The 26410-nt window shown below is 72.3% G+C and carries 25 protein-coding genes; 12 read left to right on the forward strand and 13 right to left on the reverse strand.

All coding sequences use genetic code 11. The annotated features are described in order from the left end of the window. Positions 1-10 precede the first annotated feature (10 nt). The 7 genes from M3147_RS11025 to M3147_RS11055 all read left to right on the forward strand — a co-directional run bounded on the left by M3147_RS11025 (position 11) and on the right by M3147_RS11055 (position 8074). The gene (locus M3147_RS11025) at positions 11-1672 is read left to right on the forward strand and encodes an amidohydrolase (protein ID WP_251203520.1); all 1662 of its coding nucleotides are present in this window, start codon (positions 11-13) and stop codon (positions 1670-1672) included. Further along, positions 1669-2625, forward strand: a complete 957-nt coding sequence (locus M3147_RS11030) for an ABC transporter permease (RefSeq protein ID WP_251203521.1) — start codon at positions 1669-1671, stop codon at positions 2623-2625. Before M3147_RS11025 ends, M3147_RS11030 begins: the two co-directional genes overlap by 4 nt. Beyond that, on the forward strand, positions 2625-3515 hold the full coding sequence (locus M3147_RS11035; RefSeq protein WP_251203522.1) for an ABC transporter permease: 891 nt from the start codon (positions 2625-2627) through the stop codon (positions 3513-3515). The genes M3147_RS11030 and M3147_RS11035 overlap by 1 nt, the downstream gene beginning before the upstream one ends. Further along, entirely contained in the window at positions 3512-4507 is a 996-nt protein-coding gene (locus M3147_RS11040; RefSeq protein ID WP_251203523.1) for an ABC transporter ATP-binding protein, read from the forward strand. The genes M3147_RS11035 and M3147_RS11040 overlap by 4 nt, the downstream gene beginning before the upstream one ends. 2 nt (positions 4508-4509) lie before the next feature. Further along, positions 4510-5541, forward strand: a complete 1032-nt coding sequence (locus M3147_RS11045) for an ABC transporter ATP-binding protein (protein WP_251203524.1) — start codon at positions 4510-4512, stop codon at positions 5539-5541. Positions 5542-5568: 27 nt separating this feature from the next. Further along, entirely contained in the window at positions 5569-7224 is a 1656-nt protein-coding gene (locus M3147_RS11050) for an amidohydrolase (RefSeq protein WP_251203525.1), read from the forward strand. Between the two features lie 73 nt (positions 7225-7297). Beyond that, positions 7298-8074: a FadR/GntR family transcriptional regulator gene (locus M3147_RS11055; RefSeq protein WP_251203526.1), complete on the forward strand. Its 777-nt coding sequence runs from the start codon at positions 7298-7300 to the stop codon at positions 8072-8074. A gap of 75 nt (positions 8075-8149) precedes the next feature. Here the strand turns inward: M3147_RS11055 and M3147_RS11060 are convergent, their stop codons facing one another. Genes M3147_RS11060 through M3147_RS11070 form a run of 3 tightly spaced genes read right to left on the reverse strand, consistent with a single transcriptional unit; the run spans position 8150 to position 10789 of the window. Beyond that, a complete protein-coding gene (locus tag M3147_RS11060; RefSeq protein ID WP_251203527.1) occupies positions 8150-9526 on the reverse strand; it encodes an aldehyde dehydrogenase family protein in 1377 nt (458 codons plus the stop codon). Between the two features lie 58 nt (positions 9527-9584). Then, positions 9585-10241 (reverse strand): GntR family transcriptional regulator, encoded by a 657-nt coding sequence (locus M3147_RS11065; protein ID WP_251203528.1) that lies wholly within the window; start codon positions 10239-10241, stop codon positions 9585-9587. Next, positions 10238-10789, reverse strand: coding sequence for a VOC family protein (locus tag M3147_RS11070; protein ID WP_251203529.1), 552 nt, complete (start codon positions 10787-10789; stop codon positions 10238-10240). The genes M3147_RS11065 and M3147_RS11070 overlap by 4 nt, the downstream gene beginning before the upstream one ends. 142 nt (positions 10790-10931) lie before the next feature. Between M3147_RS11070 and M3147_RS11075 the strand changes: the two genes are divergently transcribed. Then, positions 10932-13118: an alpha-ketoacid dehydrogenase subunit alpha/beta gene (locus tag M3147_RS11075; RefSeq protein ID WP_251203530.1), complete on the forward strand. Its 2187-nt coding sequence runs from the start codon at positions 10932-10934 to the stop codon at positions 13116-13118. Beyond that, positions 13118-14425, forward strand: a complete 1308-nt coding sequence (locus tag M3147_RS11080) for a dihydrolipoamide acetyltransferase family protein (RefSeq protein WP_251203531.1) — start codon at positions 13118-13120, stop codon at positions 14423-14425. The genes M3147_RS11075 and M3147_RS11080 overlap by 1 nt, the downstream gene beginning before the upstream one ends. A 46-nt stretch (positions 14426-14471) precedes the next feature. On the opposite strand, the gene M3147_RS11085 is transcribed toward M3147_RS11080, so the two are convergent. The 5 genes from M3147_RS11085 to M3147_RS11105 form a co-directional block, all read right to left on the reverse strand. Beyond that, complete coding sequence (locus M3147_RS11085; RefSeq protein WP_251203532.1) at positions 14472-14948, reverse strand: CinA family protein; 477 nt, start codon at positions 14946-14948, stop codon at positions 14472-14474. A 17-nt stretch (positions 14949-14965) separates the two neighbouring features. After that, positions 14966-15448, reverse strand: a complete 483-nt coding sequence (locus M3147_RS11090; protein WP_251203533.1) for a DUF892 family protein — start codon at positions 15446-15448, stop codon at positions 14966-14968. Positions 15449-15562: 114 nt separating this feature from the next. Then, positions 15563-16060 carry an SRPBCC family protein gene (locus M3147_RS11095; protein WP_251203534.1) on the reverse strand — a complete coding sequence of 166 codons (498 nt, stop codon included), beginning with the start codon at positions 16058-16060 and terminating at the stop codon, positions 15563-15565. After that, the gene (locus M3147_RS11100) at positions 16057-16452 is read right to left on the reverse strand and encodes a metalloregulator ArsR/SmtB family transcription factor (protein WP_251203535.1); all 396 of its coding nucleotides are present in this window, start codon (positions 16450-16452) and stop codon (positions 16057-16059) included. Before M3147_RS11100 ends, M3147_RS11095 begins: the two co-directional genes overlap by 4 nt. A 59-nt stretch (positions 16453-16511) precedes the next feature. After that, positions 16512-17384, reverse strand: a complete 873-nt coding sequence (locus M3147_RS11105) for an NAD-dependent epimerase/dehydratase family protein (protein ID WP_251203536.1) — start codon at positions 17382-17384, stop codon at positions 16512-16514. Positions 17385-17450: 66 nt separating this feature from the next. Here M3147_RS11105 and M3147_RS11110 point away from each other — a divergent pair, with 66 nt between their 5' ends. Continuing rightward, the gene (locus M3147_RS11110; RefSeq protein WP_251203537.1) at positions 17451-18113 is read left to right on the forward strand and encodes a ScbR family autoregulator-binding transcription factor; all 663 of its coding nucleotides are present in this window, start codon (positions 17451-17453) and stop codon (positions 18111-18113) included. On the opposite strand, the gene M3147_RS11115 is transcribed toward M3147_RS11110, so the two are convergent. From M3147_RS11115 to M3147_RS11130, 4 genes are all read right to left on the reverse strand, one after another. Then, positions 18076-18963 carry a ScbA/BarX family gamma-butyrolactone biosynthesis protein gene (locus tag M3147_RS11115; protein WP_251203538.1) on the reverse strand — a complete coding sequence of 296 codons (888 nt, stop codon included), beginning with the start codon at positions 18961-18963 and terminating at the stop codon, positions 18076-18078. The two genes, M3147_RS11110 and M3147_RS11115, sit on opposite strands and share 38 nt — an antisense overlap. 157 nt (positions 18964-19120) lie before the next feature. Beyond that, entirely contained in the window at positions 19121-20059 is a 939-nt protein-coding gene (locus M3147_RS11120) for a PfkB family carbohydrate kinase (protein ID WP_251203539.1), read from the reverse strand. A 58-nt stretch (positions 20060-20117) separates the two neighbouring features. Beyond that, positions 20118-20609, reverse strand: coding sequence for a GNAT family N-acetyltransferase (locus M3147_RS11125; RefSeq protein WP_251203540.1), 492 nt, complete (start codon positions 20607-20609; stop codon positions 20118-20120). After that, positions 20606-21139 carry a hypothetical protein gene (locus M3147_RS11130; RefSeq protein WP_251203541.1) on the reverse strand — a complete coding sequence of 178 codons (534 nt, stop codon included), beginning with the start codon at positions 21137-21139 and terminating at the stop codon, positions 20606-20608. Before M3147_RS11130 ends, M3147_RS11125 begins: the two co-directional genes overlap by 4 nt. 136 nt (positions 21140-21275) lie before the next feature. On the opposite strand from M3147_RS11130, the gene M3147_RS11135 reads away from it, so the two are divergent. Both M3147_RS11135 and M3147_RS11140 read left to right on the forward strand, forming a co-directional pair. Further along, positions 21276-21716 carry a Fur family transcriptional regulator gene (locus M3147_RS11135; RefSeq protein ID WP_285873765.1) on the forward strand — a complete coding sequence of 147 codons (441 nt, stop codon included), beginning with the start codon at positions 21276-21278 and terminating at the stop codon, positions 21714-21716. 124 nt (positions 21717-21840) lie between these two features. After that, on the forward strand, positions 21841-23286 hold the full coding sequence (locus M3147_RS11140; RefSeq protein WP_251203542.1) for a catalase: 1446 nt from the start codon (positions 21841-21843) through the stop codon (positions 23284-23286). An 83-nt stretch (positions 23287-23369) separates the two neighbouring features. Here the strand turns inward: M3147_RS11140 and M3147_RS11145 are convergent, their stop codons facing one another. Next, complete coding sequence (locus M3147_RS11145; RefSeq protein WP_251203543.1) at positions 23370-26363, reverse strand: aminotransferase; 2994 nt, start codon at positions 26361-26363, stop codon at positions 23370-23372. Positions 26364-26410: the final 47 nt, after the last annotated feature.

Consider the following 26410-nt stretch of genomic DNA (forward strand, 5'->3'; position numbering starts at 1 on the left):
GCCCACCAGCATGACCACCGCCACCCGCGACGCAGATCTCATCCTGCACAACGGTCTGATCACCACCCTCAGCTCCGACGAGACCGTGCCGGCCGAGACCACCGCGATCGCCCTGCGCGGCGACCGGGTGCTGGCCGTCGGCTCGGATGCCGAGCTCGAAGCGGCACATCGCGGACCGTCCACCCGGATGGTCGACCTCGAGGGCCGGCGCGTCGTTCCCGGACTCATCGACTCGCACGTGCACTTCGTCCGTGCCGGACGCACCTGGAACGACGAGGTGCGCTGGGAGGACGTCTACGACCTCGCCGACGGGCTCGCGGCGATCACCGCCCGCGCCGCGGAGATCGGACCCGGACGATGGATCCGCGTCATCGGCGGCTGGGACGAGCGCCAGTTCGCCGGCGGCCGGGGGCCGAGCCGGGCCGAGCTCGACGCCGCCGCCCCGCAGAACCCCGTGTACGTGCAGATGCAGTACAGCTACGCCGTGTTCAACACGCTCGGCATGACCGAGCTCGGCCTCGACGAGGCGGGCGTCGCGGCGAGCCCCGATCCGGCCGGCTTCGAGCGCGACGAGACCGGCGCGCTCACCGGCCGCGGCGACGGGATGCCGTTGATGACCTGGTTCTATGCGAAGCTCCCCGCCCCGACGCTGGCCGAGCAGACCGCCTCGACCGCGGCGCTCTCGGTCGAGTTCGCCCGGCTCGGCATGACGGGCGCGATCGACGGCGGCGGCGTCAACACCGGGCCGAGCGCCTATGGGCCCATCCATGGCGCCTGGCGCGACGGCGAGCTGAAGACGCGGGTGCGGCTGTTCAAGCACAGCACCGCCGAGGGCACCGAGGACGAGGACTTCGCCGGATATCTGCGCTTCGAGTCGCCGGGCTTCGGCGACGACGTGCTCCGGATGAGCGGGATGGGCGAGGTCATCCTCTTCCGCTCGCACGACCGCATCGCGGCTCCCGGGGACGTCAGCGACGAAGCGATGGCGGAGACGAAGGCGCTCTTCCTGCGGTTCGCCGAGCGCGGCTGGGCCGTGCAGGTGCACGTGCACCAACGGGAGTACTTCCTGCGCCTGCTCGACGTCATGGAGGAGGTGCACCGGGTGCACCCGATCGACGAGCTCCGCTGGGGCTTCGTGCACGCCGAGTCCACCTACGCCGAGGACATCCCGCGGTTGCGTGCGCTCGGCATCGGCATGCTCTTCCAGTCGCTGCTCCGGCTCAACGGCGAGGAGGCCATCGCGGTCTGGGGCGCCGAGCGGGTCGCCCGCTCGCCGGAGCTGCGCGATCTGCTCGACGCCGGCATCCCCGTCGGGCTCGGCTCGGACGCGATGCGGGTGGCCTCCTACAACCCCTGGTCGAGCCTCGAGTGGTTCCTCACGGGGTTGACGGTCACCGGCACGCCGACCCTTGCGGCGCCGCATCTGATCAGCCGGGAGGAGGCGCTGCGCGGCTACACGCACGGCGGCGCCTGGTTCACCCGCGAGGAGGAGCTGCGCGGTCGGCTCGTGCCCGGTCAGCTCGCCGATCTCGCGGTGCTCTCGGACGACTACTTCACGATCCCGGTGGAGGAGATCCGCCATCTGAGCTCGGTCCTCACCCTCCTCGGCGGCGAGCCGGTCTGGGACGGCGCCGGCCTGCTCTCCGGCGCGCACGAACCGGTCACCTCATGATCCTGTACCTCGTCAACCGCATCGGGCAGGCGCTCATCACGCTGCTGCTCGCGGTCGTCGTCGTCTTCCTCGGCGTGCGCGCCCTGCCCGGGGACGCCGCCACGGCGATGGCCGGGCAGGAGGGCACCCCGGAGACGATCGACGCGATCCGGGAGCTCTACGGGCTCGACCAGCCGCTGCCGGTGCAGTTCGTGAAGTACCTCGGGCAGCTCCTGCAGGGCGACTTCGGCCGATCGACCAGCACCGGGGTGCCCGTGAACGAGGTCATCGCGCGCGCCCTCCCGGTGACGCTCGAGCTCGCAGTCCTGGCCATGCTCGTCGCGGTCGCCGTCGGCATCCTGCTCGGCGTCGTCGCCGCGGTGCGCCAGGGGAAGCCGGCTGAGTGGCTCGTGAACGCGGCCGCCCTGCTCGGGCTCTCGGTGCCGAGCTTCTGGCTCGGACTCATGGCGATCCTGCTCTTCTCCGTGATCCTCGGTTGGCTGCCGGCGTCCGGCTTCGTGCCGTTCTCCGAGGATCCGCTCGGCAACCTGGAGCACATGATCATGCCGGCGCTCATCCTCGGCATGTCGATGGCCGCCGTCGTCATCCGGCAGACGAGGGCCGCGATGCTCGAGTCGCTCGGCGCCGACTACATGCGCACGGCGAAGGCCAAAGGCCTGAATCCGCGCGAGGTCGTCTTCGGGCATGGCCTGCGCAACAGCCTCATCTCGGTCGTGACGATCGTCGGCCTGCAGCTCGGCTTCCTCATCTCGGGGGCCGTCGTCACCGAGCAGGTCTTCGTGATCCCCGGCATCGGCAAGCTGACCCTCGACGCGATCTTCACGCGGGACTACCCGATGATCCAGGGGGTCGTGCTCGTCGTGGCCGCCGCGTACATCCTGATCAACCTGCTGACCGATGTCGTCTACTCGATCATCGACCCGCGTATCCGTGTGAGAGGGGAGGCGCACTGATGAGCCTCACGACCCCGGTTCCAAGCGTTCACGCCCCGCGGAGCGCGAAGCGCTCGGCCAGGTGGCGCGTGCTCAGGAAGGCACTGCGCACCCCGTCGGGCATCGTCGGCCTGACCGTCGCGATCGGTATGGTCGCCCTCGGCCTGCTCGCCCCGGTGATCGCCCCGTACCCCGCGGAGGCGACGGACTTCGGTGCGCTCCTCCAGCCGCCGTCGGCCGCGCACCTCCTCGGCACCGACGAGCTCGGCCGGGACCAGTTCTCGCGCGTGCTCTACGGCATCGGGGCCTCCGTGCAGATCGGCCTGCTCTCCGTGCTCATCGCCGCGATCGTCGGGGTGCCCCTCGGCCTCGTCGCCGGCTACTTCCGGCGCCTGGACTCGGTGATCGCCCGCCTGCTCGACGTGATGCTCGCCTTCCCGAATCTCATCCTCGCGGTCGGCCTCGCGGCGATCCTCGGCGCCTCCGCCATGAATGCGACCATCGCGCTCGCGGTCGGGGCGGTGCCGGGCTTCGCCCGCATCATCCGGGGAGAGGTGTTCCGCCTCCGCGGCCTCGATTTCGTCTCCTCGGCGGTCGCGGCCGGGGCGGGCGATGGACGCGTGATGTTCGGGCACATCCTGCCGAACGCCTCGAGCGCGCTGCTCGTCCAGATCACCGTCTCCATCCCGCACGCGGTGCTCGGCGAGGCGGCGCTCTCCTTCCTCGGCCTCGGCATCAGGCCGCCCGCCCCCTCACTCGGCACGATGCTCTCGAACGCGCAACCGTTCCTGCAGACCGCCCCGTGGATGGCGATCTTCCCCGGCCTCGTCATCATCGCGATCACCTTGGCCTTCAACCTGTTCGGCGACGCCCTGCGCGACGCCCTCGACCCGAAGGGACGGAGACGATGAACGTGCTCGAAGTCGCCGATCTCGGCGTCACATTCGCGACGGAGGACGGCCCGGTCGTCGCCGTCGACCGGCTCGACTACGAGGTGCGGGAGGGGGAGATCCTCGCGATCGTGGGCGAGTCCGGCTGCGGTAAGAGCGTCGGCGTGCTGTCGCTGCTCGGCCTGCAGCCCGGCAACTCGACCGTCTCCGGACGAGTCAGCTACCGCGGTGAAGATCTGCTCACCGTGTCCGAGTCGCGGCTCCGGGGGCTCCGTGGACGCGATATCGCGTACATCTTCCAAGACCCGATGACCGCGCTCAATCCATTGATGACGGTCGGCACCCAGGTCGCCGAAACCCTCAGGAAGCACCTGGGCATGAGCAAAGCGGCCGCGCGCGAGCGCGTGGTCGAGCTGCTGGAGCTCGTGGGGATCCCCGCGGCACGGGAGCGGCTCGGGGTGTACCCCCACCAGCTCTCCGGAGGCATGCGGCAGCGGGTCATGATCGCCATGGCGATCGCCTGCGACCCGAAGCTGCTGATCGCCGACGAGCCGACGACCGCCCTGGACGTCACCGTGCAGGCGGGCATCATCGAGACGCTGAAGGAGCTGCGCGACCGCCTCGGCATGGCGATCGTGATCATCACCCACGACATGGGGGTCGTCGCCGACATCGCCGACCGGGTCGTCGTCATGTACGCGGGCAAGGCCATCGAATCCGCCCCCGTCGTCGAGCTGTTCGCGCACCCGACCCATCCGTACACTCGCGGGCTGCTGCAGGCGGTGCCGCAACGCGGGCAGCACGCCACGGCGCACCGGCTGAAAGGCATCTCGGGCAACGTGCCGGTGCTCCGAAGCACGGCGGTCGCCTGCTCCTTCGCCGATCGCTGCGCCTTCGCGAGCGATGCCTGCCGAGCGGTGCGCCCCGAGCCGGCCCCGATCGCCGGCGCCGGCCACACGGTCGCGTGCCTGCACCCCCAGACCGAACCCCTCCTGCTCCAGAAGGGAGCCTGAGCATGGCCGAGCAGCAGAACGGCGACGCCCCCGTGCTCGTCCTGCGAGACTTGGTGAAGCACTACCAGGTGCCGGGCGGCACGGTCCGCAGCGTCGACGGCGTCGACCTCGTCATCGGCCGCGGCGAGATCGTCGGCCTCGTCGGCGAGTCCGGCAGCGGGAAGTCCACCATCGGCAAGATGGCGGTCGCACTCATCTCGCCGAGCTCCGGCAGCGTCGAGCTCGACGGGGTCGACCTCGCTGCGTTGCCGAAGCGGCGGGTGCGCGCCATGCGGAAGCGCTTCAACATCGTCTTCCAGGACCCCGGATCGTCGATCAACCCGCGCACCACCGTCGGCGATGCGATCTCCGAGCCGCTGCGCATCCATCGCATCGTGCCGCGACGTCGCATCGACGAGCGGGTCGCCGAGCTGCTGGAACAGGTCGGCCTGCGTCCGGACACGGCGGCCAGGTACCCGCACGAGCTGTCCGGCGGCCAGCGCCAGCGGGTGAGTCTCGCGCGTGCGCTCGCCGCGGGGCCGGAGCTGCTCGTCGCGGACGAGCCGACCTCGGCGTTGGACGTCTCGGTGCAGGCCTCGGTGCTGAACCTCGTGGCCGACCTGCAGCAGAACCTCGGGTTCGCCTGCCTGTTCATCAGCCACGATCTCTCGGCGATCGAGTACCTCGCCGACCGGATCGCGGTGATGTACCTCGGCCGCATCGTCGAGGTCGCCGATCGGCGCGACCTGTTCGAGCGGCCGATGCACCCCTACACGGACGTGCTGTTGCAGGCGGCGCCCGTGGCGGACCCGGTCGAGCAGCGGGGGCGGGAGCGGGTCGTGCTCCGCGGTGAGATCCCGAGCCCGATGAATCCGCCGAGCGGCTGCAGCTTCCATCCGCGCTGCCCGCTCGCCACGGAGGTGTGCCGCACCACCGAACCGGCGCTGCGCACCGTGCAGCGTGCCGACGGCCGCACCGCGCAGGTCGCGTGCCACCTGGTCGGCGACGACGGCGTGCGCGCCGCGCTCCCCGCCGAATCCGTTCCCGTCGGCTGAACGACGAACCCGAGAGGACCGAACGACATGACCGCACGACCGGACACCATCCTGACCGGGGGCCGGATCACGACCCTCGCCGAAGACGGCCGGACCCCGGCCGACGCCGAAGCGATCGCCATCGGCGACGGCCGCGTCACCGCCGTCGGCACCGACGAAGAGATCCGGGCACTCGCCGGGCCGGGGGCGACGGAGTACCGGCTCGACGGGCGCCGGGTCATCCCCGGCCTCATCGACGGGCACATCCATGCGCTCCGCGCCGGCCGCACCTGGAACGACGAGCTTCGCTGGGAGAACGTCTACGACCTGGACGTCGCGCTCGAGCTGATCCGGGCGGAGGCCGATCGCGTGCCTGCGGGCACCTGGATCCGGGTCGTCGGGGGCTGGCACGACGGGCAGTTCCCGCAGGGTCGCGGACCGACGCGCGACGAGCTCGACGCGGTCGCGCCGCACCACCCGGTCTACGTCCAGACCCGCTACGAGTACGCCCAGCTGAACACGCTGGCGATGGAGCGGATGGGGCTCGACGAGGACCGGGCGGCGGAGGTCGAAGCCGGCGCGACCAGGGCCGCAGGGAACGGCCGATTCGAGCGGGACGCCGAAGGACGGCTCACCGGCCGGGGCTTCGGCATCGCCCTGATGAGCTGGTTCTACCGGCAGCTGCCGGTGCCGAGCTTCGAGGAGCAGGTCGCCTCCACGGCCGCGCTGTCGACGGAGTTCGCGAGGCTCGGGATGACGGGGGTCGTCGACGGCGGCGGGGTCAACTCCGGCCCGGACGCCTACGGCGCCATGTACGAGGCGTGGCGCCGCGGCGGCCTGAAGACGAGGGTCCGTCTCTTCAAGCACCCCACCCAGGACGGCACCGAGCGCGAGGACTTCGCCGGCTACCTGCGCTTCGAGCATCCGCACTTCGGCGACGGCATCCTGCGCGTCTCCGGGCTGGGCGAAGTGGTGCTCTGGCGCAGCCACGACGGCTTCGGCGTGCCCGGCGACATCTCGGCCGAATCGGCCGAGGAGATGTTCGAGATCCTCTCCGAGGCCGCCGCCGCAGGGTGGACCGTGCAGCTGCACGTGCACTCCGACGAGTTCTACGAGCTCGCGCTCGAGGTCTGGGAGCGGGTGCACGCGGTGCATCCCATCGACGGCCTGCGCTGGACGATGGTGCATGCCGAGCCGGTGCAGGCCGCCGACATCCCGCGGCTCGCCCGTCTCGGAGTCGGGGTCAGCATGCAGTCGTTGATGCGGCTGTCCGGCGAGTCCGCGATCGCACGCTGGGGCGCCGAGCGGATCGCCGCGGCGCCGCCCGTGCGCGCGCTGCTCGATGCGGGCATCCCGATGCCGCTCGGCTCCGACGCCATGCGGGTCGCGAACTACAACCCCTTCGTGAGCCTGCAGTGGTTCGTCACCGGCCTGACCGTGTCCGGGACGCCGACGGTGCGCGGCGAGAATCTGCACAGCCGGCTCGAGGCACTGCGGGGCTACACGCTGCAGTCGGCCTGGAGCACGTTCGAGGAGCACGAGCGCGGCAGCCTCGAACCGGGGAAGCTCGCCGACCTCGCCGTGCTCTCCGCCGACTACTTCGAGGTGCCGGCGGAGCAGATCCACACCATCGTCTCGGAGCTCACCCTGCTCGGCGGCGAGGCCGTTTGGGATACTCGGGCGGTGGGTCGTGCGGCGCGCTGACCCGGCGCGCCCGGCCACCGGTCATCGGGGGCCAAGTAGGCTGACCGCGACGTCGGACTGGAGGTGAGCGCGAGTGCGTTCGAAAGAAGAGTCGGTCGAAGAGCTTCGGCGGTCGATGGAGGGCATCACCGCCGAGGCCGCGCCGGGGGCGAGTGCGGCTGAGGACATCGCGGCGAAGATCCAACAGCTCATCGTCGAGAACGACCTCGAGGCGGGCGCCAGGCTCCCGTCCGAGCGCGACCTGGCGCAGACGCTGCAGACGAGTCGGCCGACCGTCAGCCAGGCGATCCGGATCCTCGTGACGAAGGGGCTCGTCGAGTCGCGCCGCGGCTCCGGGGCCTACGTCACCCGGCGCCCGGAGGCCGGCCTCGCCGCCTCGGTCGATCTGATGCTGGAGCTCAACCAGGACTCGGTGCCGCAGCTGGCGGACCTGCGCCTGTGGCTCGAGACGATGGGCATCACCCGGGCGATCGAGTGCTGCACCGACGAGGAGATCGAGGCGTGCGAGGCGGCCCTCGCGACGCTTCGGGACGCCGCGGGCGACACGGCCGCGTGGATGAGCGCCGATACCGCGTTCCACGCGACGGTGGCGCGCGCCTCCCACAACCCGTACCTCGCCTCCCTCTTCGAGAGCGTGCACGCGACGCTGATCAACTACGAGTACCGCGCCTGGATCCAGGAGGGCACCACGCCGCGCTGGCTGCGGAGCACGGAGGTCTCCGCGATGGCGGCGCTCCACGATCCGATCCTCGCGGCGCTCCGCTCGCGCGACGAGGAGGCCGGCCGGGTCGCCGTGCTGCACCACCACTACGTCATGGCGCAGCACCTGGCGCAGGCCCATCAGCTGTAGCGACCCGTCCACCCGCGGACGATCGGGGCGCGGTCCCGTCAGCGGAGCCGCGCCCCGACCTCGTGGTGCCTCGGGTCAGGCCGCCCAGACGGTCTTCAGGTTGCAGAACTCGCGAATACCCGCCGCGGCGAGTTCGCGGCCGAACCCGGAGCGCTTCACCCCGCCGAACGGGAGCTCCGGATGCGACACGGTCATCCCGTTGAAGAAGACGGCGCCCGCCTCGAGCTCGTCCAGGAGGCGCGCCTGCTCCGAGGCATCCGTCGTCCAGGCGGAGGAGCTGAGCCCGAACTCGCTCGCGTTGGCGACCCGGATGGCCTCGTCGAGGTCGGCGACCCGGTACACGGTGGCGACCGGACCGAAGGTCTCCTCCCGTGCGAGACGCATCTCCTCGGTGATGCCGCTCAGCACCGTCGCCGGGTAGTACCAGCCGTCACGCGTCGGCACTTCGCCGCCGAGGTGGAGGTCCGCACCGTGGGCGACGGCGTCGTCGACGAGGGCGGCGAGCTCGTCGCGGCCGGCACGGGTCGCGAGCGGGCCGAGCTCGGTGGACTCCTCGGCCGGGTCGCCCAGTACGAGTGCGGCCATCGCCGCGGTGAACTCCGCCAGGAACGGCTCGTAGACCGCGTCATGCACGATGAAGCGCTTGCCGGCGATGCACGATTGCCCATTGTTCAGCGTTCGCGCCGTCACGGCCGAGGCGACCGCGGCCGTCAGCTCGGCGCTCGGCAGCACGATGAACGGATCGGAGCCGCCGAGCTCTAGCACCGCCTTCTTGATGCTCGCCGCCGCGGTCGCGGCCACGGCGCGGCCCGCCGGTTCGGAGCCCGTGAGGGTGACCGCGGCGATCCGCGGATCCTCGACGACGGCGGCGACCTCGCCGGAGCCGATGAGCAGGGTTGAGAACGCCCCCTCGGGGAATCCGCCGCGAGTGAACAGCTCGTCGAGGTAGAGCGCCGATTGGGGCACGTTCGATGCGTGCTTCAACAGGCCGGCGTTGCCGGCCATGAGGGCGGGGGCCGCGAAGCGGATGACCTGCCAGAGCGGGTAGTTCCACGGCATGACGGCGAGGACGACGCCGAGCGGGCGGTAGACGGTGCCGGCCCGGCTGGCACCGACGACGGACGGGTCGCCGAACGGCTCGTCCGCGAGGAAGTCCGCCGCGTGGTCGGCGTAGAAGCGCATCGCCCTGACGCACTTGGCGACTTCGGCTCGCGAGGCGGTGATGGGTTTGCCCATCTCGAGCGTGATCAGGGCGGCGAGCTCGGTGGCGTCCTGCTCGAGCAGGTCCGCAGCCCGATGCATCCAGCCCGCCCGAGCGGCGAAGTCGGTGCGCGCGAGCGTGCGCTGCGCCGCGTGGGCGGTGGCGATGCGGCGCTCGATCTCGATGGGGTCGTGCGGGGTGAACTCCCGCTCGGTACGGCCGGAGGCCGGGTTGACGGTCGCGATCGACATGATGCTCCTTCGCAGTCGGGCAGGTCGCGGATGGGGTGGATGGGCCGGATGGGGTGATTCAGCGGGCCGCGGCGAAGACCTCGGGGTGCTTCGCCAGTTCGAGGCGGGTGCGGCGCACGTGGATGCCGAGTACCGCCCCGGCCTCGTCGGCGTCGCCGCGGCGGAGCGACTCGACGAGGAGCCGGTGCTCGAGATGGATCCCGCGGTCGGCGCTCGGGTCCGAGAGGCGGAGGAACGCCCGCCGGTAGTGCTGCGTGCGGTTCCAGAGCTGCTCGACCGTGCTGCCGAGCACGCTGGTACGAGCCGCCCCGTAGCTCAGCGCGTGGAAGCGGCGATCGTCGCGGAGGAACTGCTCGACCTCCTGCTCCGAGGCCATGCGGGTGGCGAGCTCGTCGAGCTCGTCGAGCACTTCGGCGCCGAGCAGCGGCACGTTGTAACGGAGCAGGAGCGGCTCGATCTGCTCGCGCATGCGGTAGAGCTCGTCGCACTCCTCCTGACTCAGTCGAGAGACCCAGGCGCCGGTGTTCGCGACGAGGGTCACGAGTCCCTCCGCCTCCAGCATGCGGAGCGCCTCCCGCACCGGAACCCGGCTCGCGCCGTGGTGCTCCGCGAGTTGCTCCTGCCGGACGCGGTCGCCGGGCTCGTACTCACCGTGAAGGATGGCGTCGCGGAGGTCGGCCGCGATCCGGGCGGCGGCCCCGCCGTGCCCGCTCATTCGGCGGGCCGATCCGGCTGCCAGAGGCGCACCGGCGCGCCCTGCTCGTACGCCTTGCCGTTCGGGAAGCTCACGAGTTCGAGCTGCATGCCCCAGGGCGAGAGGAAGTACTGCCAGCGCTGGCCGGCGCTCGGCCCGGTGCTCGCCCACGGTTCGTCGCCCTGGAGTCGAACGCCCTGGCTGCGCAGGTACTCGCTGGCGGCGTCGATGTCGTCGACGTAGAAGGCGAGGTGGTGGCCGCCGAGGTCGCTGTTCCGCGGCAGCGGCGCCTGCCCGTCGGCCGGCTCCCATTGGAAGATCTCGAAGTTGGGGCCGTGCCCGCAGCGGAAGAAGCGGAGCTCGCGCATGATCGACCGGGGGTGCACGCCGATGCGTTCCTGCATCCAGTCGTCGTGCTCGTGGATGAACGGGCCGAGACGGTATACGAGTTCGCACCCGATCACCTCGACGAAGAAGCGCTCCGCCTCGTCGAGGTCGGGCACCGTGAATCCGATGTGTTCGGTGCCGCGCATACCGGGGATGCCGCGACCGCTGCTGGGGGACGTCATGCCTTAGATTGTATACATAGAGTGGTGGCATAGCCAGTTTCAGGGCATAATTGCCGCGTAAATGCGAGTGATTGAATTCAATCTGCCCGCAGAAGCCCCCACTGCCGATCGCGCAGCGCTGCGCCGGAGAGGACGAACGACAATGCCGAGACGGACCCGCTTGGACCCCGCGACCCCGTGGATCGAGCTCCGCAGCACCACCGCGGACTGGAAGGCCGCCGACCCGGCGCTGCTCGCCACCATGCTCGGGCAGCTGCACCTGATCCGCGCCTTCGAGGAAACAGTGCTCGAGCTCGCGGGCGAGTCGCTCGTGCACGGCCCGGCGCACTCGAGCATCGGTCAGGAGGGCGGCGCGGTCGGGTCGATCGTCTCGCTCCGTTCGAGCGACGGCGTCAACGGTTCGCACCGCGGCCACCACCAGTTCCTCGCGAAGGTCATCGGGCATGTCTCGGGCGGCCGTCTTCGCCTGGACGAACTCGTCACCCCCGAGATCGGCGAGGTGCTCCACCGCACGCTCGCCGAGATCCTCGGCCTCGAGAACGGCTACCTGCAGGGCCGGGGCGGCTCGCTGCATCTCCAGCTCCTCGAGGCCGGCGCGCTCGGCACGAACGCGATCGTCGGCGGGGGCGTGCCCTTCGCTGCGGGCAACGCCCTCGCCCAGCGTCGAGCCGGCGACGGCGACCTCACCATGAGCTACTTCGGCGACGGCGCAGCGAACATCGGCTCGGTGCTCGAAACGATGAACCTCGCCGCGGTATGGCGGTTGCCGCTCGGCTTCTTCATCGAGAACAACCTGTACGCCGTGTCGACCCACGTGCGGGAGTCCTCGGCCGACGAGCGCCTCTCGGTGCGCGGCCAGGGCTTCAGCATTCCCGGGTGGCGTGTGGACGGCATGGACCCGCTCGCCGTCCACCTGGCCACGCTCGAAGCAGCCGAACGTCTGCGCTCGGGGGAAGGGCCCGTCGTCATCGAGGCCGAGGTGTACCGGTTCTTCCACCAGAACGGGCCGTACCCCGGAAGCGCCTTCGGCTACCGCAGCAAGGAGGAGGAAGCCGAGTGGCGCGCGCGGGATCCGCTGCTGCGGGTCGCCGACGAGATGGCCCGGCTGGGGCTGCTGAGTCCCGCCGAAGCCGAGCGGGTCCGCCACCAGGCGGTCGCGGCGATGGCCGAGGTCACCGCGAAGCTGCTCGAGCCGGTGCCGGGCGAATCGGGCAAGCGGCGGATCCGGGAGGAGCTGTGGCCCGACCCCGCGACCGTGAACGACGGCGTCCGCGGTGATGCCTCCGAACTCGCGGGACTGCCGGCCGCCGACCCCCGGGAGCATCGCGGCGCATGGCGCGACACGAAGTTCATCGACGCGGTGGCGGCCGTGATGGACCGCCGGATGGAACTCGATCCCGGCATCCTGATCCTCGGCGAGGACGTGCACCGCCTGAACGGCGGGACGAACGGGGCGACCAAGGGGCTCGTGCGGAAGTACGGCGACCGCATCCTCGGCACCCCGATCAGCGAGAACGCCTTCGTCGGCATCGGCGGCGGCCTCGCGCTCGACGGGCGGTTCCGCCCCGTCGTGGAGTTCATGTACCCGGACTTCCTCTGGGTCGCGGCCGACCAGGTGTTCAACCAGATCGGCAAGGCGCGGCACATGTTCGGAGGTCGCAACGACGTGCCGCTCGTGCTGCGCACGAAGGTCGCGATGGGCACCGGCTACGGGTCCCAGCACCTCATGGATCCCGCGGGCATCTTCGCGACGAGCCCGGGGTGGCGGATCGTCGCGCCGTCCGACGCCGCCGACTACGTCGGGTTGATGAACGCGGCGCTCGCGCTGAACGACCCCGTGCTCGTCATCGAGCACGTCGACCTCTACGGCGCCGCCGGCCGCCTACCGGAGGGCGAGCTCGACTACGTCATCCCACCTGGCCGAGCGGCGGTGCGCAGAGCGGGCGAGGCGGTCACGGTGCTGAGCTACCTCTCGATGGTGGGCGTCGCGGCGCGCGCGATCGAGGAGTCGGGCGTGGATGCCGAGCTGATCGATCTGCGTTGGCTCGACCGCGCCTCCCTCGACTGGGAGACGATCGAGCGCAGCGTGCGCAAGACCAACGCCGTCGCGATCGTCGAGCAGGGCGCGAGGGGCACCTCGTACGGCGGCTGGCTCGCCGACGAGCTGCAGCGCCGGGTGTTCGACTGGCTCGACCATCCGGTCGAGCGCGTCACCGGGCAGGAGGCCTCGCCGATCATCTCGCGACCCGTCGAGCGGGCCGCGATCGCCCAGCAGGAGGACATCGTCGAGCTGCTGCAGCGGATCGACCGAGCGAAGGGAGCGCGCTGATGGCCGCGATCATCCGGATGCCGGAGGTGCTCGCCGGCGCCACCGAAGAAGCGATCCAGCAGTGGCTCGTGCATGAGGGGGACCCCGTCGACGTGGGGACCCCGCTCGCGGAGATCGAGACGGAGAAGGCCGTCGTGGAGTTCACGGCCGAGTCGACGGGGACCGTCGCCCGCCGTCTGGTGGCCGACGGTGACTCCGTCCCCGTCGGGTCACCCATCATCGCGCTGCTCGAGTCGGGGGACGACCCGGCCGAGCTGGCCGAGCTCCTCGCCGCGGCGGGGGTCCCGCTCCAAGCGCCCGCCTCGCGGGCGGACGCGCCGGAACCCGACAGCCTCCCGGCCGCCCGCGCGACCCCGTCGACCACGGCGCCGCGCGCCGACGGGCACCGGCGGTTCGCGAGTCCGATCGTGCGGCGACTCGCTGCCGAGCGAGGGCTCTCGCTCGACGGCGTCGTCGGCAGCGGGCCGGACGGCCGGATCGTCCGCCGCGACCTCGAGTTCACCGTGCACGATCCGGCCGGGAGCGCGGCGACGGTCGCGGCAGCGGCCGTGGCGCGGGCGGTGCCGACGAAGCCCGCGGTCGAGGCGCCGACGACCGGCGCTCGACGAAGCAGCGACCCCGGCGGAGGCGCCGTCACGGACACGCCGGCGAGCGCGATGCGGCGCACCATCGCGCGCCGACTGGCCGAGAGCAAGTCCACGATCCCGCACTTCTACATGACCCGCCACCTCGAGGTCGATGAGCTCCTCGCGCTCCGCGAGCGGATCAACGCGCTCGGCGGACCACGGGTCTCCGTGAACGACTTCATCGTGAAGGCGGTCGCGCTGGCGCACCGAGCGGTCCCGGATGCGGCGGCGATCTGGCACGACGAGGGGCTCAGGCGGTACGGCGACATCGATGTCGCCGTCGCGGTCGCCGTCGAGGGCGGACTCGTGACGCCGGTGCTGCGCGGCGTGGACCGTCTGTCGATCGGCGCGCTCGCCGCATCGAGTGCGGAGCTTGCGGACCGCGCACGCGCCGGTGCGCTCACGGCCGCCGATCTCACGGGCGGGACGATCGCGGTGTCGAATCTCGGCATGTACGGCGTCGACGAGTTCGCGGCGATCATCAACCCACCGCAATCCGCGATCCTCGCGGTGGGCCGGGCTTCGGCGCGCCCGATCGCACGGGACGGCGCGCTGGCGGTGGCCACGATGATGAGCGTCACCCTGTCGGGCGACCATCGGGTGATGGACGGGGCGGCCGCCGCGAAGTGGCTCGCCGCGCTCGCGGATCTCGTCGAGCACCCGCTCGGGATCGTCGTGTGACGTGCCACCCCCGCTGGACGCCCCGCCCGCCGCCGCGCGGTCGTGCTCAGTTCGGCGGGGTTCGGCTGAGGTAGCGGAGCAGGATCTCGAGCGACTCACGGACCGTCGCCCGGACGACCTCGTCCGGGCCGCCGTCGAACTGCCGCTTCTGCACCTCGAAGCCGCCCTCGGACGCCACGGCGATGAACACGGTGCCCGCGGGGTGTCCCTCCTCGGGTCCGGGGCCGCCGACGCCCGTCACCGCAACGCCGCAGTCGCTCTCGAGCCGTTTGCGCACGCCGTCGGCCATCTGCTTGGCGGTGTGCGCGGAGACGACCGGCCCGGGGTCGACCGCGAGCAGCTCGTGCTTGACCGAGGGCTGGTAGGCGACGATGGCGCCCGCGAACCACGACGCGGCGTCGGGCGCCTTGCCGAGCGCGACGGAGATCGCCCCACTCGTGAGCGACTCCGCCGCCCCGACTCGACGACCGCTGCGGACGGCGTGCGCCGCGATCTCTCGGGCCAGCGAATCGATGTCGGTCATCCGGGCTCCCGACGGCGCTAGCCGACGATCTTCTCGAGCGTCTTCCGGAGCTCCTCGCTCGTGTGCGTCTCCTGGTCGAGATTGGCGGTGAGCAGGCGGACGACGTCGGGCAGGCCCATCGCCTGAGCGGGGAGGATGAGCGCCTGGTAGGCGGAGATCTCGTAGTGCTCGTTGCCGAGTGCGCAGGAGACGGCGATCTGATCCCGCAGCTTGGGCGCGCCTCGCTCGAGCAGGGAGGCGGCCTGCTTGGAGATGCCCTTCGTGCTCGGCGAGGGCGCGGTCGACTTGCGGTAGTCGAGTTCTGCGAAGATCGCGTCGAGGTTGGCGATCTGCTCGCGGGTCTCGTCGGCGTGGTGGCGGAAGAGCTTCTTCACCTCGGCGCTCTTCGCAGCGCCGGCGAGGTCGCCGAGCGCGGCGAGCGAGTCGTTCTCCATCGTGAGCGCGGTGCGGAGCTGGAAGCGGAACAGTTCGGTGGGGGTGTCGAGTGTCTGCTGGACCATGGCGTCCTCCTTCGTGGCCACCGAATCTCGATGACCACTCCGATGCTCGCGTCGTCCCCCGGCCGGGGGGAAGGGCTTGCGCTGCGGGCGCGGCTGCCGTATGGCGCGGGCGGCTCAGGGCAGTTGCTGCTCGTAGTACTCGCGCTGAGCGGGGAAGTACTCCTCGAAGGCAGGCAGCGGCTGATCGTGCATCGAGGCGCTGAGTTGGTCGAGGTACCACTCCCACCCCGGCCCGACGCCGGCGGCTTCGTCGGCTGAGATCGCCCGGTGCACGAAGCGGAGCTCGCAGCGTTCGCCGGCCGGTGTGAGCTCGACCTCCACCTCCCAGGGGGCACCGGCGGTGAGGAGCACCAGGTGCAGCAGCCGGGGGCGCTCACAGGCGACGATCCGCACCTCGCTCCAGGGGGCGTCCGCTTCGAATCCGAGCTGCAGTCGCACGGTCTTACCGGGAGCGGCATCGCCCTCCCAGCGGCCCATCCAGCGCGCGGTCCGCTCCGGTGCGGTGATGCTGGCCCAGGCGTCGTCGATGGAGCCGGGCAGCGTACGGGTGACGACCAGGTCGAGGCCGGTGTCGGTGGCCAGGATGCGTCCGGTCGGGGTCGGGGTGCTCATGCGCTCTGCTTCCTCTGTCGTTCCGGTTCGTGTCCGGAGCCCGGCGTGTGCCCGGCGTGGGCGCCGGCAGCGGCGTCGCGCCGCTCGCGGCGGGTCCGCGCGACCTCCGTGGCGAGGGCGTCGAGTCCGTGCGCGAAGGGCGGGGCGACGAGGCGGTCGACGTACTCGGCGAGCTCCAAGAACGGCGCCGTGCGCAGCTCGTAGACGCGCTGTCGGCCGCTCGTCGTGACCTCGACCGCTCCGCACTCGACCAGGACCCGCAGGTGCCTGCTGATGGCGGGGCGGCTGATCGTGAAGTGCGCGGCGATATTGCCGGCGGGCAGCGGGGAACGCTGCAGCAGCTCGAGAATCGCTCGCCGCACCGGGTCTCCCAGCGCCCGTGCACCGTCCATGCGCAAAGCGTAACGGTTTGGTTACGCGTTGTCGAGCGAGAATGGCGATCCCGCCAGCCTCACTCGCCCCGATACCAGGCGACCGCTTCGGCCGAGAGCGCGAAGGGACGGGCGAGGGCGACGGATGCCTCGGCCGGCAGGCGTCGGACCGCGAAGCCGTGGTCGACGCCGAGCAGGGCGAGCGCCCGTTCGAGGGTCGGCGAATCGGCCACCGCGGTGCGCGCCTCCTGCATCGGCACGCTCGGGGGTGCCGGACGATCCGGCCAGAGCGCGCCGACGAGCGCCCGCACCCGCATCGGCTCCCGATGCGCGGCGTGCACGACCGAGTGCGCAGGGCGCGGACCGGTGGCGAGCTCGACGAGCAGCGAGCCGAGGGTGCTCGCCTCGATCACCGAGTGCACGGCGCGCCCGTCGTCGACGAGGCCGCCGACGGCCGCCGTGAGCGCGGCGATGCCGCGGCCCACCCAGCGATCGCCGGCGCCGACGACGAGGTGCGGGCGAACCACGAGCCCGCCGTGCGCGAGCACGATCCGTTCCGCGGCCGCGCGGCTCTCGCTGAGCGGGGAGCCCGGGGCGACGGGGGCATCCGCTTCATCGAGATCGTGGAACGGCCCGCGTCCCGAGACGGCGGCCGTGCTGAGGTACACGAGCCGCGCGCCCGCCGCGGCGGCGGCGACGTTGGCCGTGCCCTCGACGTTCACCCGCCGGCAGAGCTCGGGGTCGCTCCCGACGTAGCTCGCCGCGTGCACCACGACCGACGTCCCCGCCAGGGCGGCGCGGAGGGCCGAGGCATCCTGCACGTCGGCGAGCTCCCTCGGGATCGGGCGGGCGGTCCAACCCGCTCGCCGCTGCGCCGCGGCCACCGCGCGCGAACCGATGAAGCCGCGCGCGCCGAGGATCGCGAGAACGGGTGGGGCGGCGGTGCTGGGCATGTCGGCCTCTGTTCATCCGTGGCGGGTTGGCTAGGGTTGACCGCAGCCGAAACGAAGCGGGGTGGAATGGTCCAGCAGGAACGGGCGCGACGGACACGGGCGAAGATCATGCTCGGGGCGGCCGAGGTGATCCGCACCGCCGGGTACTCGAACGCCACGCTCAACGAGATCGGCGCCGCCGCCGGCGTCACCAAGGGTGCGCTCTACTTCCACTTCGACTCCAAGGAGGAGATCGCCCGGGCCCTCATCGAGGAGCAGCATCGGGTGACCCGCGAGGCCGCGACCGAGATCCTCCAGCTCGAGCTCTCTCCGGTCGAGCACATGCTCCGGCTCTGCATGGACCTCGCCGTGCGGCTCACCGACGACCCGATCGTGCGCGCCGGCATCCGCCTCACCACGGACTCCTCGACGTTCGACACCCCGCTCATCGATCCGTACCGGGACTGGATGGCGACCTTCGAGGAGCTCGCCCGCCGGGCCGATGCGGCGGGCGAGACGAACGGGCGCATCTCGCCCGAGGTGTTCGCCCGCACGCTCATCCCCTCGTACACCGGCGTGCAGCTCGTCTCGGAGACGTTCACCGGTCGCACCGACCTGGTCGATCGCATCCACGACCTCTGGCGGGTGCTGCTCTCCGCCATCATCCCCGAGGAGCAGCTCGACGCGAAGCTCGCGCTCGCCGACGAGGTGTTCACCGTGAAGCCCCGTCGGCGCCGGAAGCGAGCGTAGCCTCCGCGCGCATCGCCACGCGCCGCCCCTGGCGGATCTCGAAGTCGGCCCGCTCCCCGCGAACCACCGCGCTGATGCCGGCCGGGGCGTCGAACTCGACGATGCGGCGGAAGTCGGCCTCGAAGCGGGTGAGCTCGAGCCGCGGGTCCGCCGCCTCGAGCCGGGCCGCCTGGCGGCAGGCCTCGATGAGCGCGGCGCCCGGCACGTGGTCGAGGAGATGGTCGTAGAAGACCGGATGCCGCCGGTCGACGTCGAGTTCGAGCCCGCCGTCGCCGTCGACGAGGAGGACGTCCTCGTCATCTCGGCGGCCGACCGCCGCCGCCGGCACGAGCGGCCCGCGACGTCCGAGCGGCGGCGTCGAGCCCGCGCGCTCACCCCGGAGCCGGGCGTACGCGGCCGGGCCGACGACGAGGGCGTCACCGTGCCCCGTCGCGAGGGTGCCGCCCGTCGACGCGCCGAGCGAGATCTCGAAGCGGGCGCTGCGGAACGCCCCGGCGGGGGTGCGCACGAGACGCGTCGCGCGCACCGTCGCATGCAGCTCGGTCGCGGAGCCCGCCGCGGCGGGCAGCGGTCGGCGGAGCAGCGCGAAGCCGAGTCCCGTCATCAGGAAGCGGTGGTCGAGCGGCACGCCGAATCCCTCGTGACAAGCGAGGATCGTCAGCTGACGGATGGTCTCGGTCACGAGGGCGGAGCCGGGGAGCTCGGGCTCGAAGTAGCCGTGCCGCCTCGGCCACTGCAGGGCGGCGACGTACTCGTGCTCGCCCCAGCGGACGAAATCGGTGGGCAGTACCTCGCTCGTGGACTTCCGATGGACGAGGCGGCGCGGGACCGCTTGGTCGAAGGACAGCACTGGCGCTCCAAGGATTTCGGGTTCGGGGTTCTCTGGAAACCGGGAAGGCGGTATGCTGATCTTAGTCGGGGGGCTGTGCGCGGGTGCAGGAATCGGGGGATACCTGTACCCGCGCACTCATGTGGCCGCGCACTCAGGTGCCCCGCAGAAGCGGCGATCAGCGCGCGACGAAGGCCGACACCTCGTCGGCGCTCGGCAGATCGGCCCCGGCGCGCGACGCCGTGATCGCCGCGCAGGCGGCCGCGAAGTGCGCCGCATCGTGCAGTTCGCCCGCGTGTGCCGCACGGCGGCGCAGCTGCGGCACGAGCCCGCCGGCGACGACCGCGAAGAGGAACCCCGCCATGAACGAGTCGCCCGCGCCGACTGTGTCGACCGTCGTGACGGGGAACGCGTCGAACGTCACCACCTCGGAGCCCGCCGCGAGCAGTCCGCCCGCCGCGCCCCGGGTGATCACCGCCACCGCACCGGACTCGGTCGCGAGCGCCGAGGCGGACTGCTCGGCGGTGCGGCCGGGGTAGAGCCACGCGGCATCCTCGTCGCTCATCTTCACGAGCTGGGCGAGACCGGCGAACTCGGCGACGCGCGCGACCGCGGCCGCACGCGAGCCGATCAGGGTCGGGCGCACGTTCGCGTCGAAGGAGACGAGCGCATTCGCCGAGGCCTCGCCGACGGCGTCGAGCACCGTCGCCGCACCGGGCTCGAGGTAGGCGGCGATCGACCCCGTGTGCACCACGTCGAATCCGGTCACGTCCGGTCGCGCCGGTCGCCACTCGACCGCGAATTCGTAACTGGCCCCGCCGTCCGCGGCGAGCGTCGCCCGCGCGGTTGATGTGCGCGGGATCGCGCCGAACGTGCCGGGGGCGATGGCGACGCCGGATGCCTCGGCGTGCCGCCGTACGAGCGCGCCGTGGGCGTCGTCGCCGAGGCAGCTCGCGAGCTGCACGGTCGCGCCGAGGCGGGCGAGTCCGACGGCGACGTTCAGTGGGCTCCCGCCCGGATGCTCCGCGACGCCGCCGGCGCGGTCGTGCACGACGTCGACGAGCGCCTCGCCGATCGACAGGACCCGCGCGCCGGCGGGCCAGCTCACTGCGGTCATGTCGGCTCCCAGCTCTCGGTGCTCGGTTCGCGGTGCTCGGTTCGCGGTGCTCGGTTCGTCAGCCTGAGGTGGAGGCGTGCGGGGGCGTCCCGGCGGGTCGCCGGAATCGGCTGATCCACAGCCCGGGCAGCACTTCCTGGTCGCCCTCGTGGACGAAGCCGGCGCCCTCGTAGAGGCCTCGGGCGGGATCGTTGCCCCGACCCGTGGCCACCACCGCCCGGGGTGCGAGGGCGAGTGCCTCGCCCGCGAGTGCGCGGCCCACACCGCGCCGCGCGTGCTCCGGCGCCACGACGAGGCGATCGAGGTCGAGCAGCTCGTCGTCCACGGTGAAGCCCAGTGCGCCGGCGAGCTCGCCGTCGCGTTCCGCCACGAGCCAGCGCAGTCCGGCCGCGCGCAGCCCCGCCTCCGTCTCGTGCAGTGGCGGGATGCGGTCGTCGCCGATGAGCGCCGCCTCGATCGCGTAGGCGGCGTGCTGGATCTCGAGCAGCCGGGGCGCGAGCTCGTCGAGCTCGGCCGCACCGAGCTCGCGGACGGCGACGGGCTCGCTCACGCCGGGCGGTCGCCGTCCTCGGCGTCGGCCGCGCCGCGCTCGGACGCCTCGGCCCGGCTCAGGTGGTCGAGCAGCTCGTCCATCGTCGCGAAGGAGCGGCTCTCGGCGCCCGCGCCGTCGCCTTCGAGCTCGTACTCGTACTCGAACTCCTCGTCGTCCTCGTCGAGCTCGACCTCGGCGACCGCGAGCTCCTCGTCGAGTGCGCAGAAGACGGTGACGCCCTGACCGGGCGCGTCGTACATGAGCACGAGTTTCGCGTCGGGCAGCACGATGACGCCCTCGAGGGCGACCTCGACGGCCTCGCCGTCCTCCACCGCGAGCTCCGCCGCGGCGCGCTCGTCGGCGGCCAGCAGGTGGGACTCGGCGAGGGGCGCGAGGGCGCGCTCGACGAGGGCGCGCATGGCCCCGAGCTCGGCGGTGGTGCCCTCCTCCGGCTCCGAGAGCACGGCGACGACGCGGTCGCCGGGCAGGGTGGCGGTGGCGGTCAGGTCGCCGTCGTCGTCCAGGGTGACGTCGGTGAGTCCGGTCATGGTGGGGCTCCTCAGCTGGGGTGGACAGCATCGATCCTGCCACCCGCCGCCGGGTCGCGCTGCATCCCGCGGCGAGCCGGCGAGGCATCCGTCGAGTTGTTTTGATTCATTCAAAACAACTTGCTAGGGTCGAGACATGGAGGTGCACGGCATGGCGACGGACAGCGCGGAGCGACTCCGGGCCGCGGGCCTCAAGGTCACCGCGCCGCGCAGGGCGGTGCTCGCCGCCCTCACCGGCCATGGCCACCTCGACGCCGAGACCGTCTTCGAACGGGTGCGCGGCGAGCTGCCGACGACCTCGTTGCAGGCCGTCTACGGGGTGCTCTCCGCACTGACCGGCGCCGGTCTGCTGCGCCGCATCGAGCCCGCCGGCTCCGCCGCCCTGTACGAGAGCCGCACGGGCGACAACCACCATCACCTCGTCTGCACGAAGTGCCACACCGTCGCCGACGTCGACTGCGTCGTCGGCGAGCCGCCCTGCCTCGAGCCGACCGACGCGGGCGGCTTCGCCATCCACACCGCCGAGGTCACCTTCTGGGGCCTCTGCGAGACCTGCAGATCGGAACCGGCGGCGTAGCGCCACCGGCATCCGTCCCACCGCCCCCGCCGGCCCTGCCCGGCGGTGTTCGGCGCGCCCTGCCGCGCCTGCCGCGCCCGCCGCGGCTCGTCACCCATCCGCCCACGAACCGAAGGACGAACGCATGACGAACCCCACCACCACCCAGACCGGCACGCCCGTCGCGAGCGACGCGCACTCGCTCACGGCCGGCCCGGACGGCACGACCGCGCTGCACGACCGCTACCTCGTCGAGAAGCTCGCCCAGTTCAACCGCGAGCGGATCCCGGAGCGCATCGTGCACGCGAAGGGCGGCGGCGCCTTCGGTCGCTTCGAGGCGACCCACGACGTCTCGGCGTACACCCGGGCCGCGCTCTTCCAGCCCGGCGCCGAGACCGAGACGCTGATGCGGTTCTCCTCGGTCGCCGGCGAACAGGGCTCGCCCGACACCTGGCGGGACGTGCGCGGCTTCTCGGTGAAGTTCTACACCACCGAGGGCAACTACGACATCGTCGGCAACAACACCCCCGTGTTCTTCATCCGCGACGGCATCAAGTTCCCCGACTTCATCCACTCGCAGAAGCGGCTGCCCGGCTCCGGCCTCCGCGACGCCGACATGCAGTGGGACTTCTGGACCCTCTCGCCCGAGTCGGCCCACCAGGTCACCTACCTCATGGGCGACCGCGGCCTGCCGAAGTCGTGGCGCGAGATGCCCGGATTCGGCTCGCACACGTACCAGTGGATCAACGCCGCCGGCGAACGCTTCTGGGTGAAGTACCACTTCGCGAGCCGCCAGGGCGACCTGCACCTCGACGCCGCCGAGGCCGAGGCCATCGCGGGCGCCGACGCCGACTTCTACCGCCGCGACCTGCACGACGCGATCGCGCGTGGCGAGTTCCCGCAGTGGGACCTCTCGGTGCAGGTGATGCCGTACGAGGACGCGAAGACCTACCGCTTCAACCCCTTCGACCTGACGAAGGTGTGGCCGCACGCCGACTACCCGCTCATCCCGGTCGGCACGCTCACGCTCGACCGCAACCCGCAGAACTTCTTCGCGGAGATCGAGCAGGCGGCGTTCTCGCCCGCGAACACGGTGCCGGGCATCGCGATCAGCCCCGACAAGATGCTGATGGCGCGCGTGTTCAGCTACCCCGACGCGCAGCGCTACCGGGTCGGCACGAACTACGCGCAGCTGCCGGTGAACGCGCCGCACGCGGCGCCCGTGCACAACTACTCGCAGGACGGCGCCCAGCGGCACCGCTTCAATTCGCCGACGACGCCCGTGTACGCGCCGAACTCCTTCGGCGGCCCGGTCGCCGACGAGCAGCTCGCGGGCGAGGGTTCGTGGGAGTCGGACGGCGAGCTCGTGCGCACCGCGGCGACGTTGCACGCCGAGGACGACGACTTCGGCCAGGCGGGCACGCTCTACCGCGAGGTGTACTCGGCCGATGCGAAGGCGCGCTTCCAGGCGACGCTGCTCGGGCAGGCCCGCGCGATCACGGTCGACGAGATCCGCGAGCGCTTCTTCCAGTACTGGACGAACGTCGACGCGGGCCTCGGTGCCGCCCTGCGCACCGCCTACGCCGCCTGACGCCCAGCCCAGCCAGCCCAGCCCAGGGTTGCCCGACTTTCATGAAAGTCGGGCAACTCTGGGGGTTCGGGCGGGCGGGCGGGTCACCAGCCGGTGGTGAGCACGCGGTCGACGGCGGCGACGAACGCGTCGACCCCCTCGCGGCCGAGGCACATCGGCGGCTTGATCTTCAGCACGTTCTGGTGGTCGCCGGTCGGCTGCACGATCACACCGAGCTCGAGCAGGCGCTCGCAGATCGCCGCCGTCTCCTCGGTCGCGGGCTCCAGCGTCTCGCGGTCGCGCACGAACTCGAGGCCGAGGTAGAAGCCCGAGCCGTGCACCGCGCCGACGAGCGGGTGGCGCTCGCCGAGCTCCGCGAGCCGCTCCCGGAAGTATCCGCCGACCTCGCGGGCATTCTCCTGCAGCCCCTCCTCGCGGATCACGTCGAGCACGGTCGAGCCGACGACGCTCGAGACTGGACTGCCGCCCGCTGAGGAGAAGAAGTACCCCTGGCTGCGGTACGCGGCCGCGATCTCCTTCGTCGTGATCACCGCGCCGAGCGGATGCCCGTTGCCGATCGCCTTCGCGACGGCGACCACGTCGGGCACCACGCCCTGCTGCTCGAACCCCCAGAACCACTCGCCGAGCCGGCCGTAGCCGACCTGCACCTCGTCGGCCACGGCGACGCCGCCGTGCCGTCGCACGGCCTCGTACACCGCGGCGAGGTAGCCGTCGGGCAGCGCGATGCCGCCGGCATTGCCGTAGTAGGTCTCGGCGATGAACGCGCCGACCGGGGCGCCGGCGGCGGCGAGGCGTTCGATCTCGGCGACGGCCTCACCGGCGTAGCGGGACGCTTCGGTGCCGCGGTGCCGACCGCGGAACGGGTTCGGCGCGTCGACCGTGTGCACCCAGCCCGGACGGCTCGCGAGCGCGCCCGGGTTGTCGGCGACGGAGGTGGAGACCGCGTCGGAGAGGTCGGTCCAGCCGTGATACGCCTCGCGCACGGCGAGGATGTCGCGCCGCCCGGTCGCCGCGCGGGCGAGGCGGAGCGCGAGATCGACCGCCTCCGAACCGCTGTTCACGAGGAAGACGGTGTCGAGCGGCTCGGGCACGAGCGAGGCGAGCCGCTCCGCGTACTCCACGACGGCAGGGAAATTGAACCGCGAGTTCGTGTTCAGCAGCTGCCACTGCTCGGTCACCGCTTCGACGAGCCGCGGGTGCGCGTGCCCGATCGAGGTGACGTTGTTCAGGGCGTCGAGGTAGACGCGGCCGTCGGCGTCGACGAGCAGCTCGCGCCAGCCGCGCACGATCGCCGGCGGCTCTTCGAAGTAGTACTCCTGCACCTCGGCGAACACGGCCTCGCGGCGGGCGATGAGCTCGCGGGCGGCACGGGCCCCGCCCGGCAGGGCCGCGTCGCCCGCCGAGGCGCTCGCGCGCTCCGAACCCGTCACGAGCGGGCTCGGGTCGGCGACGAGCGCGAGCCAGCCGGCGGCGTCCGCGACCGGCGCGAACCACGGCGGGGTCGCGCCGCCGTCACGGTGCACGCGCACGGCGAGCTGCGTCCCGGCGCGGCCGATCGCCGCGCCCCGGGCGACGTGGGCACCCTGCTGCGGGTCGGAGGTCGCGACGGCGGCGGATGCCTCGGCGCCGTCGAGCCGCAGCACGAGCCCGTCGCCGCGCAGCTCGAGCCCGTCCTCCCCGGCGGTCACGAGCCCGGGCCAGGGCGCGAGCAGCTCGACCGGCCGGGCGAGGGCGAGCTCCACGCCGAGGGCCACGTTCGCCGGGGCCTCCTGCGCGAAGGGGGTCGAGCGGGTGAGCCGCGCCTCGCCGAAGCGCGTCGCGGCGACGGCGGCTCCGTCGGCGAGCGCCGCACGGGCGGCGGCGGTCTCGGCATCCGGCTCCAGCCAGCGACCGCCGTGCAGTGCGGGGCTCGTCGCGCCGAGCTCGACGTGGGCGAGCTCCTCGGGGCGGACGCCGCCGAGCAGGGGCCCGTGCGCGGGCAGCGCGAGCGTCTCGGGTTCGTGCCCGGTCGCCGCGAGTACGAGCGCCGTCTGCACGGCGAGCGGCACGGCGGTGGCCGCGCCGAGGATCGCGAGCTCGTGGCCGAGGTTCTCGACGGCGTAGGCGTTGCCCGGGTCGGTCGCGACGACGTGGTGCCCGCTCGCGACGAGCACGGCGGCGCGCAGCACGACGAGCGGCCAGAGCGCCTCGGCCTCGGCGCGGGAGAGCGGTCGCAGTGCGTGGTACGCGGTGGCCGCGCGGAGGGCGGCGCGGCGGTCGACGCCGTCGTGGTGCAGCAGCGAGGACAGCGTGATCGCGAGCTCGCCGACGGTCCAGCCGCGGTTCAGGTCGCCGAGGTCGATGACGCCGTCGGGCTGTCGGGTGAGCGGGTCGCTCCAGACCACGTTGTCGTCGGTGAGGTCGCCGTGCACGGCCTGCACCGGCAGCTCGGGGGCGAGTCGCTCGACGACGGCCCAGGCCTCGCGCGCGGCGGCGGAGATCCGATCGCGGAGCGCGGCGTCGCCGACGTAGGGCAGCAGCGCGTCGAGCACGGCGGGCGCCCGGCGGAGGTCCCACTGGTGCGGCCGCTCGACGCCGGGGGCGTCGAAGTCCGCCAGGGCGAGATCGACGCGGGCCGCCAGCTCGCCGATGCCGCGCACGACCGCGGGGGAGAGGTGGCCGCTGCCCGAGAGGGTGCCGCCGTCGAGGAACTCGAGCACGCGCGCGCCGAGGCGCTGCCCGCCCTCCTCGATCTCGCGAACGGTCGCGCCGTCGCCGTCGCCGTCGCCGCTGGACCCGGGACCCGCGAGGCTCCGCGGGGTGCGCAGGCCGGGCGCGCGCTCGGCGATCCGGGCCGCCGCGGCCGACTGCGCCTCGAGCTCGGCGCTCGTCGTGCCGGGGTTCGCGATCTTCAGCAGCACGGGGGGCTCCTCGCCGCGCTCGAGGAGGAAATTGCGGTCCTGATGGCTGCCGAGGGCGCGGGCGGCGGCGGGCAGGCCGAACGCGTCGCGGGCGATGCGCTCGGCGTCGGCCGGGGAGAGCTCGGGCGGAGTGGGCTGCACGAGCTCGAGCTCGGAGGGCAGGGGGAGCGTGGGCATGAGGAGTCCTTCTGGGTGCGCGGGGGAGCGGATGGGTCGGTGCGGAG

Source organism: Agromyces mediolanus (genome assembly GCF_023715325.1).
GTDB lineage: Bacteria > Actinomycetota > Actinomycetes > Actinomycetales > Microbacteriaceae > Agromyces > Agromyces mediolanus_A.